Here is a 16,664-nt window from a genome sequence, read left to right as displayed (position 1 = left end):
GAAGGGGACTTGACAAGGGTCTTAGTAATGCCCGCAGAGCATGCCCGCAACATGCCCGCACAACCCGAAAGGGGCAATGATGGCGACTCGCACAGCCTCATCGAAGGCTTCCCCCGCGGCTTCGGCCGCTCCCAAGAAGGCGACCAAGGCGGCAGGCAAGGCCGACGCCAAGGCGAAGGACACGAAGGCACCCTCCCGCACCAAGGCTTCGAAGGCATCCGCCCCCGTCGATGAGGACGAAGACGCCGTCGACGACGACGAGGTGCTTGAGCCGACCGAGGTGATCGAGGACGACGACGTCGCGGTCGACGTCGTGGACCCAGACGCAGTCGTGGCCGACGACAAGGACACCCCCGACGACGAACCTGAGGTCGTCGCGCCGGAGGCCGACGCCGAGGAGACGGACGAGGAGGAGCCCGCCGCCAAGGATGAGGAGCTCCCCACCGGCGCGCTCCGGCTCTCCTTGGTGGACGAGGACGACGACATCCCCGTCTACTCGCAGACGATCACCGGCGCCACCGCCGACCCGGTCAAGGACTACCTGAAGCAGATCGGCAAGGTGCCGCTGCTGAACGCCGCCGAAGAGGTGGAACTCGCCATGCGCATCGAGGCGGGCCTCTTCGCCGAGGAGAAGCTGTCGCACATGAGCGACGTCGAGCGGAAATCGCAGCTCGGCCGTGAGCTGCAGTGGGTCGCGAAGGACGGGCAGCGGGCGAAGAGCCACCTGCTCGGCGCCAACCTCCGCCTCGTCGTCTCCCTCGCGAAGCGCTACACCGGTCGCGGCATGCAGTTCCTGGACCTGATCCAGGAGGGCAACCTCGGTCTCATCCGCGCTGTGGAGAAGTTCGACTACACCAAGGGCTTCAAGTTCTCCACCTACGCCACCTGGTGGATCCGGCAGGCCATCACCCGCGCCATGGCGGACCAGGCACGCACCATCCGCATCCCGGTGCACATGGTCGAGGTCATCAACAAGCTCGCCCGCGTGCAGCGGCAGATGCTGCAGGACCTGGGCCGCGAGCCCACGCCTGAGGAGCTGTCGCGCGAGCTCGACATGACGCCAGAGAAGGTCGTCGAGGTGCAGAAGTACGGCCGCGAGCCGATCTCGCTGCACACGCCGCTCGGCGAGGACGGCGACAGCGAGTTCGGTGACCTGATCGAGGACACCGAGGCCGTGGTGCCGGCCGACGCGGTGGGCTTCACGATGCTGCAGAAGCAGCTCGAGAGCCTGCTCGACTCCCTCTCGGAGCGTGAGGCCGGCGTGATCCGCATGCGCTTCGGGCTCGGCGACGGCATGCCGAAGACGCTCGACCAGATCGGCGACACCTTCGGGGTGACCCGAGAGCGGATCCGGCAGATCGAGTCGAAGACGATGGCGAAGCTGCGCCACCCGTCCCGCTCGCAGTCGCTGCGCGACTACCTCGAGTAGGCCACGGGTGCGCTATGCACCGGCGATTCTCGCCGGCAGGCTCGTCCGCGCCCTCGCCCGGCTGAGAAGCCGCGGCGGCGGCTCCGCCGTGCCCGGACTCGTCGTCAACCGGATCGCGCCGGGCCTGCTCCCGCACGTGCTGGCCTCGTTCCCGGACGGCCTGGTGATCGTCAGCGGCTCCAGCGGCAAGTCGACGACCACGAAGATGCTCGTCGCGGTGCTGGAGGCGCACGGTCGCCGGGTGTTCACCAACCCGTCCACCGCCAACATCGCGCAGGGGCTCACCTCGGCGCTGCTCGAGCGGACGAAGCTGAACGGGCGGGTCGACGCGGACCTTGCCGTGCTCGAGATGGATGAGGGTCACGGCGCCCGCATCGCCCCGCGGCTCACCGCCCGCACCGTGCTGCTCACCAACGTGATGACCGACCAGATCGACCGGTTCACCGATCCCGAGAAGGTTGCCGCGTACCTCGCGACGATCGCGGGCCGCGCGACCGAGTCGGTGGTGGTGAACGCCGACGACGCGCTGCTCGAGGAGCTCGCGGCCGGCCTCGCCCCTGGCGTCCGGGTGGCCCGCTATGGCGTGACGGCCGACGTGCTGGCGCGCCTCCTGCGCGGGCTCGGGTACAGCCGGACCTCCGCACGCCGCGCCGCCGGCGGCGTGCTCGTCACCGACGTCGACGGCGCCCGCGCGCGGGTCGATGCCGCGGGACGCACCATCGACGTGCGGCTCCCGTCCCGGGGCACCCACTACGCCGTCGACGCGGCCGCCGCGCTGGCCACGGCCGCCGACCTGCTCGGGGACGCGTTCGACCCGGAACTCGCCGCGTCGACCGTCAGCGCGCTGCCGCCGGTGTTCGGCCGGGGGGAGATCGTCACGGTGCGCGGCAAGGAGGTCGAGTTCGTGCTGGTGCAGAACCCGGCGAGCTTCCAGCTCAACGTCGACTCGCTCCCCGAGAACCTCGAGCAGGTCCTCGTCGCCATGGGGTCCGATGTGCGCGACCCAGGCTACTTCTGGCCGGTCGACGCGTCCCGGCTCGGGCGGGTGCGGATCGCTTCGGGCTCGAAGGCGGCCGACGTGGCGCTCCAGCTGGTCTACCAGGGGGTCGAGGTGGAGCGGGTCGAACCGGACCTCGGCCGTGCCCTCGACGACTTCCTCGCGCTGCCGAATCCCGCTTCGGGGAGGAAGACGATCGTCTTCACCGCCGACTCCATGCGCCGCACCCGCGCGCACCTCGGGCTCGCATCGTGATCCGGGTCCTGCGGGTCCTGCCCGACGAGCTGAACGTGCACGGGGACGCGGAGAACGCACTGGTCCTCGCCCGCCGCGCCGAATGGTCCGGCGTCGAGGCGTCCGTCGTCGACGCCCGGGACGGCGAGCCGCTGCCCGGGTTCCGCCCTGACGCCGTCGTGGTGGGCTCCGGCACCGATCCCGCCCTGGTCCGGCATGCGGCGCTGCTGGCGCCGCTGGCCGACTCCCTCCGCGGCTGGGCGGCGGACGGCGTGCCGCTGCTCGCGGTCGGCACGGGGTTCGAGCTGCTCACCGACGAGATCCGCACCGGAGCGGAGGTGCTTGCCGGAATCGGGATCTTCCCTGCGACGGTGGCGCCGCTGCCGGCACGGGCGACCGGCGACCTCGTCGTCCGGGCGCGATCGCTCGTCGTGGGCTTCGAGAACCACGCCAGGGGAGTGCAGCTGGCGGACGGGGCGGTTCCCTACGGCGACGTCGCCTCCGGGGTCGGGAACTCCGGCGGGATCGAGGGCTGCCTCGCCGACGGAGCGCTCGGCACGCATCTGCACGGGCCGCTGCTCGCCCGCAACCCCGACCTGGCCGACGACCTGCTGTCGCGGATGCTGGGGGCTGCCTACGACCCCGGCAACCCGTCCGCCCGCGCCGCGGACCAGCTGGCCGCCACGAGCCGCGCTCGCACGCTCACCGCGCTCGGCATCCGCTCCTGAGTCCATCCCGGTCGGAGACGACGAAGGCCGCGACCCGTTCGGTCGCGGCCTTCGTGTTCGAAGTCTGAGGGTTACGCCCGCTGCTCGTCGTGCAGGCGGCTCGTCTCGTCGTGCCAGTTCAGCGCGCTGGCCGACAGCTTCTCCTTGAACTTCGCACCGTGGTGGGCGCAGAAGTACAGCTCGCCGCTCGCCATCGTCACGCGGATGTAGGCCTGTGCGCCGCAGCTGTCACAGCGGTCCAGGGCGGAGAGCTGGTGTCCGGCGAGAGAGTCGACGGCGGCGTTCTCGGTGATCATCTGAGTCATCTTCTGCTCCTTAGCTCGCTCGTCGGGGGATCGACTTGCTCAATCAAAGCACGCGCTCCCCGTTCGACATCGACAATTGCCTGTATTTCGCTCGCCGCGTACGGGTTCGTGTCGGACGAGTGTCGGTGCCGGGGTGGAGTCTGTGCGGTCACTAGTCTTAACGACGGCCCTCTCGCGGCCATTCCCGACCGGCGACCTCGAGGAGAGTTTCGTGGCAAGTTCCGATTATTCGGCACGTCACCTCTCCGTGCTGGAGGGGCTGGAAGCGGTCCGCAAGCGGCCCGGGATGTACATCGGCTCCACCGACTCCCGCGGCCTCATGCACTGTCTCTGGGAGATCATCGACAATTCGGTGGATGAGGCGCTCGGCGGGCACGGGTCGAAGATCGACGTCGTGCTCCACGGCGACGGCAGCGTCGAGGTCAGGGACCGCGCCCGTGGCATCCCCGTGGACGTCGAGCCGAAGACGGGGCTGTCCGGCGTCGAGGTCGTCTTCACCAAGCTCCACGCCGGCGGCAAGTTCGGCTCCGGCTCCTACGCCGCGTCCGGCGGACTGCATGGCGTCGGCGCGTCGGTGGTGAACGCCCTCTCGGAGCGTCTCGACGTCGAGGTCGATCGCGACGGCAAGACCTGGGCCATGTCGTTCCACCGCGGCGAGCCCGGTGTGTTCAAGGACGCAGGCCCGGTGAGCCCCGACGCGCCGTTCACGCCGTTCGAGACGAAGAGTGAGCTCCGCATCGTCGGGAAGGTGGCGAAGGGCGTCACCGGCACGCGCATCCGGTACTGGGCCGATCGGCAGATCTTCACTCGCGGCGCCGAGTTCCAGACCGACGAGCTGATCGGCCGCGCCCGGCAGACCGCCTTCCTGGTGCCGGGCCTCGAGCTCGCCATCGAGGACCGTCGCGCGGCCTCTCCGACGCACGAGTCGTTCAAATTCGACGGCGGCATCAGCGAGTTCGCCGAGCACCTCGCCATCGATCCGCCGCTCACCGACACGTGGCGCATCCAGGGCTCCGGCACCTTCACCGAGGTCGTCCCGGTGCTGCAGGAGAACGGCCACATGGTGCCGACCGAGCTGACCCGCGAATGCACCGTCGACCTCGCCCTGCGCTGGGGGACGGGCTACGAGACGGTGTTCCGCAGCTTCGTGAACATCATCGCGACGCCGAAGGGCGGAACGCACCAGGCCGGGTTCGAGACGGGGCTGCTCAAGTTCCTGCGCGGACAGGTGGAGCAGAACGCCCGTCGGCTGAAGGTGGGCAACGACAAGCTGGAGAAGGAGGACGCGCTGGCGGGGCTCACCGCGGTGCTCACCGTCCGGCTCCCTGAGCCGCAGTTCGAGGGGCAGACGAAGGAGATCCTCGGCACCCCCGCGGTGCGGAACATCGTCGCCAACGTGGTCACGAAGGCCCTGGGTGAGCGGTTCTCGAGCCCGAAGCGCGACGACAAGGCGCAGTCGGCGCTGCTGCTCGACAAGATCGTCGCTGAGATGAAGTCCCGCATCTCTGCGCGGGCGCACAAGGAGACCCAGCGGCGCAAGAACGCGCTCGAGAACTCGACGCTTCCCGCCAAGCTCGTCGACTGCCGGTCGAACGACGTGGCGAGCACGGAGCTCTTCATCGTCGAGGGCGACTCGGCCCTCGGCACGGCGAAGCTGGCCCGCGACAGCGAGTACCAGGCGTTGCTGCCGATCCGCGGCAAGATCCTCAACGTGCAGAAGGCGTCGGTGTCCGACATGCTCGGCAACGCCGAGTGCGCGTCGATCATCCAGGTGATCGGCGCTGGATCCGGGCGCAGCTTCGACCTGGAGCAGGCGCGGTACGGCAAGGTCATCATCATGAGCGACGCCGACGTCGACGGCGCCCACATCCGCACCCTGCTGCTCACGCTGTTCTTCCGGTACATGCGGCCGATGATCGAGGAGGGCCGCGTCTTCGCGGCCGTGCCGCCGCTGCACCGCGTCGTGGTGATGAACCCCGGCACGAAGCCGAACGACACGATCTACACCTACAGCGAGGCGGAGCTCCAAGGGGTGCTCGCCCAGCTGAAGAAGTCCGGCCGCCGCTACCAGGACCCGATCCAGCGCTACAAGGGCCTCGGCGAGATGGACGCGGAGCAGCTCTCCACCACCACGATGGAACGCGCGCACCGCACGCTCCGCCGCGTGCGGCTCACCGACGCCGAGGAGGCCGCCGGCGTCTTCGAGCTGCTGATGGGCAACGAGGTCGCGCCGCGTCGCGAGTTCATCATCGCCGGCCAGGGCCTCGACCGCGACCGCATCGACACGTAGCCGCCACGAAACCGGCCCACTGCGGCGCGAATGGCCCGCCGCGGCGGGCCGGATTCGCCGAAGCGGGCCGCTTTCGCGGGAATCAGATTCGGGCGGTGCCGATCGAGCCGATGCTCGCCTCGAGCGGGATGCCGGCCGCGTCGCGGCGAGCACCAACCTCGGGCAGCTTCCGGGCGGAGCCGTCAGGCCCGACCGCCAGGGCGGGGGAGGAGCCGACCCAGGCGAGGCTCAGCTCGTCCTCGCCCTTCAGGAACGAGTGCGCCCGCACTCCGCCGGTGGCGCGCCCCTTGCCCGGGAACTCGCTCAACGCCGTGAGCTTGCCGCGACCGGGATCCGCGATGGGAATCGTCAGGCTTGAGGCGGAGATCGTCGCCACCACCGCGGTGGCAGGGTCCACCGCGCCGAAGAAGATGGCACGCGCGTCGGGCGCGAGCTTGATGCCCGCCATGCCCCCTGCCGGCACACCCTGCGGCCGGACCGCGGAAGCCGGGTAGCGCAACAGTTGAGCGTCGGAGGTGAGGAACACGAACTCGGCCTCGTCATCGGACTGCGCGGCGCCGACGACCTCCTCGCCGTTCTTCAGCGGGATCAGGTCGAAGGCCGGCTTCGCGGGATAGTTGCCGGGCGACACCCGTTTCACCGTCCCGGCGCTCGTGCCGAGGGCGATCGGCGCGTCCGCGGTGAGGGACACGAGCGCGAGCACCTTCTCCTTCTTGTCCTCGAGACCGAGGTACTCGGCGATCCGCGCCCCGGCCGCCAGCTGCACCGAGTTCTGCGGCAGGACCGGCAGGTCGACGGGGGTGAACCGGACGAGCCGGCCGCGGCTCGTGACCGCGCCGATCTCGGACCGGCTCGTCGTCGACAGGCTGGACTGGATGGCGTCGTGCTTGCTCCGCCGGGCGGGGCGATCCGCCAGCGCGCCGCCCTCCGGCAGGTCGATGCGCACCGCGCGGCCGGTGGTCGAGAGCACGACGACGCAGGGTGTGTCCTGGATCTCGAGCGGCTGCACGGTCTTCGACCGGGTCGGTGCGGCGGAGTCGGGCGCCTCGGTGAGCAGGGTGCGGCGCGGCGTGCCGAAGCGCTCGGCGACCTCCTCGAGCTCGCCGGACACGAGCTCGCGGAGGAGAGCGGGGCTCGCCAGGATCGCCTCGAGCTCCTCGATCTCGCGCTGCAGCTGATCGCGCTCCGCCTCCAGCTCGATCCGGCTGAACCGAGTGAGCCGCCGGAGCCGGAGCTCCAGGATGTACTCGGCCTGCACCTGGCTGAGGTCGAACACGCTCCGCAGGCGTGTGCGGGCCTGGTCGGCGTCATCACTCGTGCGGATGACCTGGATGACCTCGTCGATGTCGAGGATCGCGATCAGCAGTCCCTCGACGAGGTGCAGCCGCTCCTTCCGCCGGTTCAGCCGGTAGCGGCTGCGGCGGGTGACCACGTCGAGCCGGTGGTCGACGTAGACCTGCAGCAGCTCCTTCAGGCCGAGGGTCTGCGGCCCGCCGTTCACGAGCGCGACGTTGTTGATGCTGAAGCCGTCCTCGAGCGGCGTATAGCGGTACAGCTGCTCGAGCACCGCCTGGGCGCTGAACCCCGCCTTGATGCCGATGACCAGCCGCAGGCCGTGCTTGCGGTCGGTGAGGTCCGTCACGTCCGAGATGCCGTTGAGTTTCTTGGAGTTGACGCCGTCCTTGATCTTCTCGATCACACGCTCTGGCCCGACACCGTACGGCAGCTCGGTCACGACGAGCCCGGTCTTCCGGGCGGTGATCGGCTCGACCGTCACCTTCGCGCGCGTCTTGAACGCGCCGCGGCCGGTGGCGTACGCGTCCCGGATGCCGGCGAGGCCGACGATCGTGCCGCCGGTCGGCAGGTCCGGACCCGGCACGAACGCCATCAGGTCGTCGAGGGAGGCATCCGGGTTCTCGATCAGGTAGCGGGCCGCCGCGACCACCTCGATGAGGTTGTGCGGGGCCATGTTGGTGGCCATGCCGACCGCGATGCCGCTGGCGCCGTTCACCAGCAGATTCGGGAAGGCTGCGGGCAGCACCTCCGGCTGAGTCAGCTGGTTGTCGTAGTTCGGGATGAAGTCGACGACGTCCTCGTCGAGTCCCTCCGTCATCGCGAGGGCGGCCTCGGTGAGCCGCGCCTCGGTGTAACGGGCCGCAGCGGGGCCGTCGTCGGGAGAGCCGAAGTTGCCGTGCCCGTCCACCAGCGGGACGCGCATCGTGAAGTCCTGCGCCATCCGCACCAGCGCGTCATAGATGGCGCTGTCGCCGTGCGGATGCAGCTTGCCCATGACCTCGCCGACGACGCGGGCCGACTTCACGTGCCCGCGATCGGGGCGCAGGCCCATCTCGGTCATCTGGAAGAGGATGCGGCGCTGGACCGGCTTGAGCCCGTCCCGGGCGTCGGGCAGGGCCCGGGAGTAGATGACCGAATACGCGTACTCGAGGAACGATCCCTGCATCTCGGTCGAGACATCGATGTCTTCGATGCGTTCGCCTGCAGGGTCTGCGGTGAGGTTCTGGGGGACAGTCATAAGATCGAGCCCATGCTACCGGCGGCCTCCCGAGCACGAGCGAGCCTTGCCGATGTGCTGCCGAGTTGCCTCGCCGCGGTCACGGGGGACGAATCGCCGCTGGGACTGCCGCGGGTGCGCGCGGCGGTCGTGGTGCTCGTCGACGGGCTGGGCGCCGCGGCGCTCCGGGCCCGCTCCGGCCACGCCCGGACCCTGGCCGGCGCGCTGACGAAGGGCGCCACCGCCACCGCCGTCTTTCCCTCGACCACCGCGGCCGCTCTCACCACGCTCGCCACCGGCGCGCTGCCCGGCGAGCACGGGCTGGTCGGCTACAGCGTGCTCGACCGCGACCAGGGACGCGTGGTGAACCAGCTGAGCGGGTGGGACGACGGCATGGATCCCGCAACCTGGCAGCCGCTGCCCACCGTGTTCGAGCGCGCCGCCGCGATCGGCGTGCCGTCCTTCGCGATCGGTGAGCCCCGGTTCGCGGATTCCGGCTTCACCGCGGCGGTGCTCCGTGGAGCGGAGTACGTGCCGCACAAGCCGGTCCCCGACCGGTTCGATGCTGCCCGCGCGATCCTCGACCGGCTGGAGCGCGGCATCCTGTACGTCTACGTCGCGGAGCTCGACAAGGTCGCGCACAAGTCCGGGTGGGAGTCGCCGGAGTGGACCGAGCGGCTCGAGGTGCTCGATGCGGCAGTGGCGAAGCTCGCGGCGAGCCTGCGGCCGGACGAGGGGATGCTGGTCACCGCCGATCACGGCATTCTCGACGTGCCGCAGGAGGCTCACCTGAAGATCGACACCGCCCCGGAGCTGCTGGTCGGCGTCCGGCTGGTGGCGGGGGAGCCGCGCTGCCTGCAGTTGCATCTGGAGGCAGGCGTCGACCCCGCGGCGATGCTGGAACGCTGGCGGGAGGCGGAGGGCGCACGCGCGTGGGTGGCGAGCCGGGATGAAGTGATCGAGTCCGGCTGGTTCGGGCCGGTCGTCACCGACGCGGCACGCAGCCGGATGGGCGACATCTTCGTGGCGGCGCGGAAGCGGGTGGTCTACGACGATCCGCGCACCGCGTCGGCGCAGAGCCAGGCGATGATCGGACAGCACGGGTCGCTCTCCGAGGAGGAGCTCACCGTGCCGCTCCTGCGGTTCGGACGATTCGCCCGGTGAACTATGCCAGGTCGTCTGGCCGTGCGCCGAAGACGATCTCGTCCCAGCTCGGCATCGTCACCCGGCCGCTGCGCTTGCCGGTCTTCTGCAGGCGGGGCTGCGGCTGCGTGTCCTGCGGCTCCGGAGCGGGGAAGTCGTCGAGCGGCACGTCGACGAGCCGGATGCCGCCTCCGGAGGTCTGCGGGGACTTCACGTCCTCGAACTCCTCATACGTCGCAGCCTCACGCTCACCGCGGCGACGGCGGAGCGCCTCCAGCAGGTCGGCGGTGTGGCCGGTCTTCACGATGCCGGGATCCGTCGTCATGCCGAGCAGCGACTGCGTCGGCACCGGTGCGGTATGCGGCAGAGGCTCGGTGTGGTGCACCGGCGGCTGCTGCGCCGGCGTGGGAACGGCGGGGGTGACGGTGCGGGACTCGTCCTCGCTGACGGTGAACGCGGCGCTGTCGAACCGCGACGACTCGTCGGTGTGCGACACGGCGCGCAGTCGCGGGATCAGCGTGCGGCCGACGTCCTCCTGCTGCGACAGCGACGTCGCCTCGGTGTTGAGCGGGGAGAGCAGGTGCTTCTTCGGGTCGAACGACCAGCGGGCGTCGTGGTCCACGTGGTCGATGCTGAAGGCGAGCTTCACGATCCAGCCGCCGCCCTCCTCCTTCCAGCTCGCCCAGCGCTCACCGACCGCGTTGAGGTCGGCCAGGCGCTCCCGGATCACTGATCCGAAGGTGGTGGGCGCCGTGAGGGGGTCGATCTCGGCGGCGGCCGTGTGGACGGCGACACCGAGTGCCGACTCCACGACGTACGCGCGCTCCGCCAGCACCGGCCCCTCGAAGCGCTGGATGTAGTCGAGCGGGGCACCCGTCACCGCGGCAACGTCATCCGCCGACATCCCGGCGCGGATATGCGCCTGGATCTCCTTCGGGGAGAGCCTGCGGTCGATCGAGTGGTCGTGCGTCGCCCGCCGCACCTGCGAATGGAAGACTTCGTCGACCCGCAGGCGGAAGGTCTCGCCGCTGTCGGAAGCGACGAGGAGCGCTCCCTCTTCAACCCCGACGACTCTCAGTTCGTGCATGCTGAAACTCCCAGCGTTCATAGACAGGCACAGGATGACACGCGTTCGGGGGTATTGCGGGGAATACGCCGGGCGTGCCGGATGTTGACGGGGGAACAGGTGGCGCTCAGTGACTTCCCGAGCGGTTTGCTATTGCCATTCGATTAGTGCAAACTGTCGCCGCCCGAGATGGCAGCGATCCGTTCCGAGGGTCGCAAATCACAGAGATGGATGGGAATGGCAACCGACTACGACGCACCCCGTAAGACCGACGAGGACACCGAGTCGATCCAGGCGTTGCAGGAGCGTGTGCCCGACAAGCTGTCGGGTGTGGTCGACGTTGACGATGCCGACAACCCCGGCAGCTTTGAGCTCGCCGGGCAGGACCTGGCGGACCTCGACCTCGACGTGGTGGTGCTCCCGCCGCAGGCCGACGAGTTCACCTGTGTCAGCTGCTTCCTGGTGAAGCATCGCTCGCAGATCGACCACGAGGAGAAGCTCGGGGCTATCTGCCAGGAGTGCGCGGCCTGACGCGGTCCAGCGCCGACACCAGCTCGTCCGGCCTTCTGGTCGAGACGAGCCAGTAGGGGACGGGGTCGCGGTCGTCCGCGACCTCGACCCGCACGACACCATCCACCCAGCCCCGGATCAGCAGCCACGCCCTCGCGTCGAGGTTCGGTCCCCGCTCGCGCGTCGCGTCCGCACGCGAGAATCCCTCGGCCCGGCCGATGTGCCGCGCCGGCAGGGTCGCACGACCGGCGGTGAACCCGCGTTCGGTCACCTCAAGTGTCGGCGAGCCGATCACCAGCAGCACCACGAGCCCGCCGTAGAGCACCACCCCGGTCCCGACTCCGACGAGCGGGTTGATCGGCAGGAACACCAAGAGGCTCGCCGGAAGCACCAGTGCCAGTGAGAGCAGCACCCACGGGGCCGGCCACACTCGCTCCCGGTAGACAGGTGCAGGGCGCTCCGGGAGAACCGTCATGTTCCCATTCGACCATGCACTAGCCTTCTTGCGTGATCGATCGGGTGGAGGTGCTGCTCGCCGGGGATCGCCCGCCGCAGTACGCGCATCCGGGTGACGCCGGCGCCGATCTGGTCTCGGTGGAACGTCTCGAGCTCGCGCCGGGCCAGCGGGCGACGGTGGGCACCGGCGTCGCGATCGCACTGCCGGACGGGTACGTCGGACTCGTGGTTCCGCGCAGCGGCCTCGCCGCGCGCCATGGCATCACGATCGTGAACAGCCCGGGCACCATCGACGCCGGCTACCGGGGCGAGATCCGGGTGACGCTGCTCAACACGGATAGCGAACAGTCGTATACGGTTGCCGTCGGCGACCGCATCGCCCAGCTCCTCGTTCTGCCGGTCTCGCGGGCACGGTTCGTACCGGTGGAACGGCTGCCCGGGACTGCTCGCGGCGAGGGCGGATTCGGATCGACCGGCTACGGAACACAAGAAGGCACAGGACCAACGCAATGAGCGACACGTCAGCGAGCGACCCGCAGGCCGGCCAGGCGCCGGACCGGAGCGCCAAGTCTGCGCCGGGCGACCGTGCGACCGCCGGCCCCTTCGACGAGAGCGAGGCGAACGCCGTCCGGCCCTACGTGGATCTCGGCGGCGTGAAGATCGTCCCGCGCCCCGACCTGCATCTCCGGCTGGAGGTCGAGGAGGGCTCGAAGCGCGTCGTCGCCGTCGGCCTGGACTACGCCGGCTCCACCCTGCAGGTGCAGCCGTTCGCCGCGCCGCGCTCGAGCGGCCTGTGGCACGAGATCCGCGAGCAGATCATCGAGCAGATCCACAAGCAGGGCGGCAACACCAAGCTCATCGAGGGAACGTTCGGGCCCGAGGTGCTCGCCGAGATCCCGGTCGCCGCGGGGACGCAGCCCGCCGGCACCCGCCTCGCACGCTTCATCGGAGTCGACGGGCCGCGCTGGTTCCTCCGCGGCGTCATCGCGGGGGAGGGCGTGCTGAACCCGGATGCGGCCGCGAAGATCGAGGCGCTGTTCCGGAGCATCGTCGTGGTGCGCGGCAACTCGCCGATGCCCCCACGCGACCTCATCCCGCTGCACATGCCGAGCGCCGGCACCGACACCTCCAAGACGCCTCCCGGCCGCGCCTGACCGTGACGCACGAGACTCCGAGGGAGCCGGCGCCGGACGCTTCATCGGCGAAGCCCGATCCGACGGATCTGCGGGGCGCCTTCTCAGCGGCGGCCCGCCGCGCAGGCATCGGGCAGGTCCCGCCGGGTGAGGCCCCGAGTGCACGCGCCCTGCTGAAGGCCGTCGGCGGTGTCCGCGGACTCATCGAGTCGATCCTGCCCGGGCTCACCTTCCTCGTCGTCTACACGATCACCCGGGACCTGCTGCCGTCGGTGCTCATCCCGCTGGTGGTCGCGGTGGCCTTCGTCGTGGTGCGTGCGGTCACGAGGTCGCCCGTCATGACGGCCGTGGCCGGCGTGCTGGGGATCGCGGTCTCCGCAGCCCTGGCCCTCCTCACGGGGCGTGCGGAGGACAACTTCGTGCCCGGCTTCTTCATCAACGCCATCTCGCTGACGGTGATCCTGATCAGCCTGGCGGTCCGCTGGCCGCTCATCGGCGTGATCGTCGGCGTGCTCACCGGGGAGGGTGCAGCCTGGCGCGAGGACCGGGCGAAACGGCGCGTGATGACGGTCGCCACCGTGCTGTGGGCGGCGATGTTCGCGCTGCGCCTCGCCGTGCAGGTGCCCCTCTACTTCGCCGGCGCCACCGAGTGGCTCGCGGGCACGAAGCTGCTGATGGGCGTACCGCTCTACGCCGTCTTCCTCTGGGTCACCTGGCTGCTCGTCCGCGCCGCGTACGGGCGGAGCGCCCGGAGCTGAAGGACGCACCCGCGCGGGCCCGCCGCGGCTGCGCGGCCCCCTGAAAAGGGGCTGAGCGCAGGCGGCCTGTCGGCCGCATTTATCTCGACGTCAAGATAGTATCGGGGAATACAGGCCTAGGCTTCGAGAGTGCCCGCTTGCCGTTCCAAGGTGCGGCACATCCGGCCACGCGACGATGGACCTGCGTTCAGCGAGGGAGACGGCAATGTCGACAGTCAACAGCTTCGGGTCAGAAGACGTCCTGCGCGTCGGGGAGACCGACTATCAGGTGTACCGGGTGGACAAGGTCCCCGGCGCCGAGAAACTGCCGTTCAGCCTGAAGGTGCTGCTCGAGAACCTGCTCCGCACGGAGGACGGCGCCAACGTCACCCGGTCGCAGATCGAGGCCCTCGGCTCCTGGGACCCCGGCGCTGAGCCGGACACGGAGATCCAGTTCACCCCGGCGCGCGTCGTCATGCAGGACTTCACCGGCGTGCCCTGCATCGTCGACCTCGCCACCATGCGGGAGGCGGTCGTCGAGCTCGGCGGCGACCCGACCAAGATCAACCCGCTCGCCCCGGCGGAGCTCGTCATCGACCACTCCGTCATCGCCGACCTGTTCGGGCAGCCCGACGCCTTCGAGCGGAACGTGGAGATCGAATACCAGCGCAACGGCGAGCGGTACCAGTTCCTCCGCTGGGGACAGACGGCGTTCCAGGACTTCAAGGTCGTGCCGCCCGGCACCGGCATCGTGCACCAGGTGAACATCGAGTACCTCGCCCGCGTCACCTACACCCGGGAGGTCAGGGGCAGCCTGCAGGCCTACCCGGACACGCTGGTGGGCACCGACTCGCACACCACCATGGTGAACGGTCTCGGCGTGCTCGGCTGGGGCGTCGGCGGCATCGAGGCTGAGGCCGCCATGCTCGGCCAGCCCGTGTCGATGCTCATCCCCAAGGTCGTGGGCTTCAAGCTCTCCGGCTCCATCCCGGCCGGCGTCACCGCCACCGACGTCGTGCTCACCATCACGGAGATGCTGCGTCACCACGGCGTGGTCGGCAAGTTCGTCGAGTTCTACGGCGCGGGCGTCGCCGAGGTGCCGCTCGCGAACCGCGCCACCATCGGCAACATGAGCCCCGAGTTCGGCTCGACCGCAGCGATCTTCCCGATCGACGAGGTGACCCTGGACTACCTGCGCTTCACCGGGCGCAGCGAGGAGCAGGTGAAGCTCGTCGAGGAGTACTCCAAGCTCCAGACCCTCTGGCACGACCCGTCCGTCGAGCCGGTCTTCAGCGAATACATCGAACTCGACCTCAGCACGGTCGTCCCGTCCATCGCCGGTCCGCGCCGCCCGCAGGACCGGATCGAGCTCAGCGAGGCGAAGGAGCAGTTCGAGCAGGACCTCAATGACTTCGCGTCCGAGGGCCACACCCTGGTCGACGCCGCGGTGGAGGGCACGTTCCCGGCCTCCGACCCGATCGGGCTCACCGAGCAGGACTCGAACGTCGCCGACACGCCCGCACCTCGCGAGGTCAGCCACCACCACCAGTTCCAGGCCGCCGCGACGAGCCCCGCACCGACCAGCCGCTCGAAGCCCACCCGCGTCACCACCGACGACGGCACGTTCACGCTCGACCACGGCGCCGTCGCGATCGCGGCGATCACCTCGTGCACCAACACGTCCAACCCCTCCGTGATGCTCGCGGCGGGACTCCTCGCGAAGAAGGCGAGTGAGAAGGGCCTGAAGTCGAAGCCCTGGGTGAAGACGACGCTGGCCCCCGGATCCAAGGTGGTGACCGACTACTACCGCGAGGCCGGCCTCATGGAGCCGCTCGAGGACCTCGGCTTCTACCTCGTCGGCTACGGCTGCACCACCTGCATCGGCAACAGCGGCCCCCTCGACGAGGAGATCTCCCAGGCCGTCCAGGACAACGACCTGGCCGTGACGGCGGTGCTCTCCGGGAACCGGAACTTCGAGGGCCGGATCAATCCGGACGTGAAGATGAACTACCTGGCGAGCCCCCCGCTCGTGGTGGCCTACGCGCTCGCGGGCTCGATGCACTTCGACTTCGAGAACGAGCCGCTCGGGCAGGACAGCACCGGCAGCGACGTGTTCCTCCGTGACATCTGGCCCGACGCCGCCGAGGTGCAGGAGACGATCGACCGCGCGATCTCCACATCGATGTTCGACACCCAGTACGCAAGCGTCTTCGAGGGCGACGAGCGGTGGCGGTCGCTGCCGACGCCGACCGGCGCGACGTTCGAGTGGGATGACGCGTCGACGTACGTGCGGAAGCCCCCGTACTTCGACGGCATGACCATGGAGACGACGCCGGTCAGCGACATCACCGGCGCCCGCGTGCTGGCGAAGCTCGGCGACTCGGTCACCACCGATCACATCAGCCCCGCCGGCTCGATCAAGGCGGACAGCCCGGCCGGTCGGTACCTGCAGGAGCACGGCGTCGACCGCAAGGACTTCAACTCCTACGGGTCGCGCCGTGGCAATCACGAGGTGATGATCCGAGGCACGTTCGCCAACATCCGGCTGAAGAACCAGCTGCTGGACGGGGTGGAGGGCGGCTTCACCCGCGACTTCACGCAGGCAGACGCGCCGCAGAGCTCCATCTACGACGCCGCCCAGAACTACGCCGCGAACGGCACGCCGCTGGTCATCCTGGCCGGCACCGAGTACGGCTCCGGCTCGAGCCGCGACTGGGCTGCGAAGGGCACCAGCCTCCTCGGCGTGAAGGCCGTGATCACCCAGAGCTTCGAGCGGATCCACCGCTCGAACCTCATCGGCATGGGTGTGCTGCCGCTGCAGTTCCCTGCAGGAGAGTCGATCGCCTCGCTCGGTCTCGACGGCACCGAGGTGTTCGACATCTCCGGCATCAAGGAACTGAACTCCGGCACCACGCCCCGCACCGTGCACGTCACCGCACGGCCGACCGAGCACTCGTCCGAGGGCAAGCAGCCGGTCGAGTTCGACGCGGTGGTGCGGATCGACACCCCCGGTGAGGCGGAGTACTACCGCAACGGCGGCATCCTGCAGTATGTGCTCCGGTCGCTGGTCTGATCACCGCCGACACGGACAGTCCGGGCGCGGGCCTGGGGAACTTCCTCCCAG

14 protein-coding genes are annotated in these 16,664 nt (G+C 69.7%); 10 read left to right on the top strand and 4 right to left on the bottom strand.

The window, feature by feature from the left end:
• Window positions 1-79 precede the first annotated feature (79 nt).
• From ACFFGH_RS09650 to ACFFGH_RS09640, 3 genes are read left to right on the top strand one after another with little or no spacing between them, the layout of a single operon-like run.
• Window positions 80-1,429 carry an RNA polymerase sigma factor gene (locus ACFFGH_RS09650; protein WP_386667663.1) on the top strand — a complete coding sequence of 450 codons (1,350 nt, stop codon included), beginning with the start codon at window positions 80-82 and terminating at the stop codon, window positions 1,427-1,429.
• A gap of 7 nt (window positions 1,430-1,436) precedes the next feature.
• Window positions 1,437-2,681, top strand: coding sequence for a Mur ligase family protein (locus tag ACFFGH_RS09645; protein ID WP_386667661.1), 1,245 nt, complete (start codon window positions 1,437-1,439; stop codon window positions 2,679-2,681).
• Window positions 2,678-3,388 (top strand): type 1 glutamine amidotransferase, encoded by a 711-nt coding sequence (locus ACFFGH_RS09640; protein ID WP_386667659.1) that lies wholly within the window; start codon window positions 2,678-2,680, stop codon window positions 3,386-3,388. Before ACFFGH_RS09645 ends, ACFFGH_RS09640 begins: the two co-directional genes overlap by 4 nt.
• A 71-nt stretch (window positions 3,389-3,459) precedes the next feature.
• On the opposite strand, the gene ACFFGH_RS09635 is transcribed toward ACFFGH_RS09640, so the two are convergent.
• Complete coding sequence (locus tag ACFFGH_RS09635; protein ID WP_386667658.1) at window positions 3,460-3,693, bottom strand: DUF7455 domain-containing protein; 234 nt, start codon at window positions 3,691-3,693, stop codon at window positions 3,460-3,462.
• 211 nt (window positions 3,694-3,904) lie between these two features.
• Between ACFFGH_RS09635 and ACFFGH_RS09630 the strand changes: the two genes are divergently transcribed.
• Window positions 3,905-5,983: a DNA gyrase/topoisomerase IV subunit B gene (locus tag ACFFGH_RS09630; protein WP_386667656.1), complete on the top strand. Its 2,079-nt coding sequence runs from the start codon at window positions 3,905-3,907 to the stop codon at window positions 5,981-5,983.
• Between the two features lie 82 nt (window positions 5,984-6,065).
• Here the strand turns inward: ACFFGH_RS09630 and ACFFGH_RS09625 are convergent, their stop codons facing one another.
• Window positions 6,066-8,516, bottom strand: coding sequence for a DNA gyrase/topoisomerase IV subunit A (locus ACFFGH_RS09625; RefSeq protein ID WP_386667655.1), 2,451 nt, complete (start codon window positions 8,514-8,516; stop codon window positions 6,066-6,068).
• A gap of 12 nt (window positions 8,517-8,528) precedes the next feature.
• Between ACFFGH_RS09625 and ACFFGH_RS09620 the strand changes: the two genes are divergently transcribed.
• On the top strand, window positions 8,529-9,659 hold the full coding sequence (locus tag ACFFGH_RS09620) for an alkaline phosphatase family protein (protein ID WP_386667653.1): 1,131 nt from the start codon (window positions 8,529-8,531) through the stop codon (window positions 9,657-9,659).
• Window position 9,660: 1 nt separating this feature from the next.
• On the opposite strand, the gene sepH is transcribed toward ACFFGH_RS09620, so the two are convergent.
• On the bottom strand, window positions 9,661-10,725 hold the full coding sequence (gene sepH, locus ACFFGH_RS09615) for a septation protein SepH (protein ID WP_386667651.1): 1,065 nt from the start codon (window positions 10,723-10,725) through the stop codon (window positions 9,661-9,663).
• A gap of 216 nt (window positions 10,726-10,941) precedes the next feature.
• Here sepH and ACFFGH_RS09610 point away from each other — a divergent pair, with 216 nt between their 5' ends.
• Window positions 10,942-11,235, top strand: a complete 294-nt coding sequence (locus ACFFGH_RS09610) for a DUF4193 domain-containing protein (RefSeq protein ID WP_386667650.1) — start codon at window positions 10,942-10,944, stop codon at window positions 11,233-11,235.
• On the opposite strand, the gene ACFFGH_RS09605 is transcribed toward ACFFGH_RS09610, so the two are convergent.
• On the bottom strand, window positions 11,210-11,689 hold the full coding sequence (locus ACFFGH_RS09605; protein ID WP_386667648.1) for a DUF3093 domain-containing protein: 480 nt from the start codon (window positions 11,687-11,689) through the stop codon (window positions 11,210-11,212). The genes ACFFGH_RS09610 and ACFFGH_RS09605 overlap by 26 nt on opposite strands.
• A 32-nt stretch (window positions 11,690-11,721) precedes the next feature.
• Here ACFFGH_RS09605 and dut point away from each other — a divergent pair, with 32 nt between their 5' ends.
• From dut to ACFFGH_RS09585, 4 genes are all read left to right on the top strand, one after another.
• The gene (dut, locus tag ACFFGH_RS09600) at window positions 11,722-12,183 is read left to right on the top strand and encodes a dUTP diphosphatase (protein ID WP_386667646.1); all 462 of its coding nucleotides are present in this window, start codon (window positions 11,722-11,724) and stop codon (window positions 12,181-12,183) included.
• Window positions 12,180-12,824: a DUF3710 domain-containing protein gene (locus ACFFGH_RS09595; RefSeq protein WP_386667644.1), complete on the top strand. Its 645-nt coding sequence runs from the start codon at window positions 12,180-12,182 to the stop codon at window positions 12,822-12,824. Before dut ends, ACFFGH_RS09595 begins: the two co-directional genes overlap by 4 nt.
• 2 nt (window positions 12,825-12,826) lie before the next feature.
• Entirely contained in the window at window positions 12,827-13,561 is a 735-nt protein-coding gene (locus tag ACFFGH_RS09590) for a DUF3159 domain-containing protein (protein ID WP_386667642.1), read from the top strand.
• A 205-nt stretch (window positions 13,562-13,766) separates the two neighbouring features.
• The gene (locus tag ACFFGH_RS09585) at window positions 13,767-16,613 is read left to right on the top strand and encodes an aconitate hydratase (RefSeq protein WP_386667641.1); all 2,847 of its coding nucleotides are present in this window, start codon (window positions 13,767-13,769) and stop codon (window positions 16,611-16,613) included.
• Window positions 16,614-16,664 lie beyond the last annotated feature (51 nt).

This window comes from Lysobacter korlensis (assembly GCF_042434515.1).
This window is presented reverse-complemented; position numbering and strand designations above follow the sequence as displayed.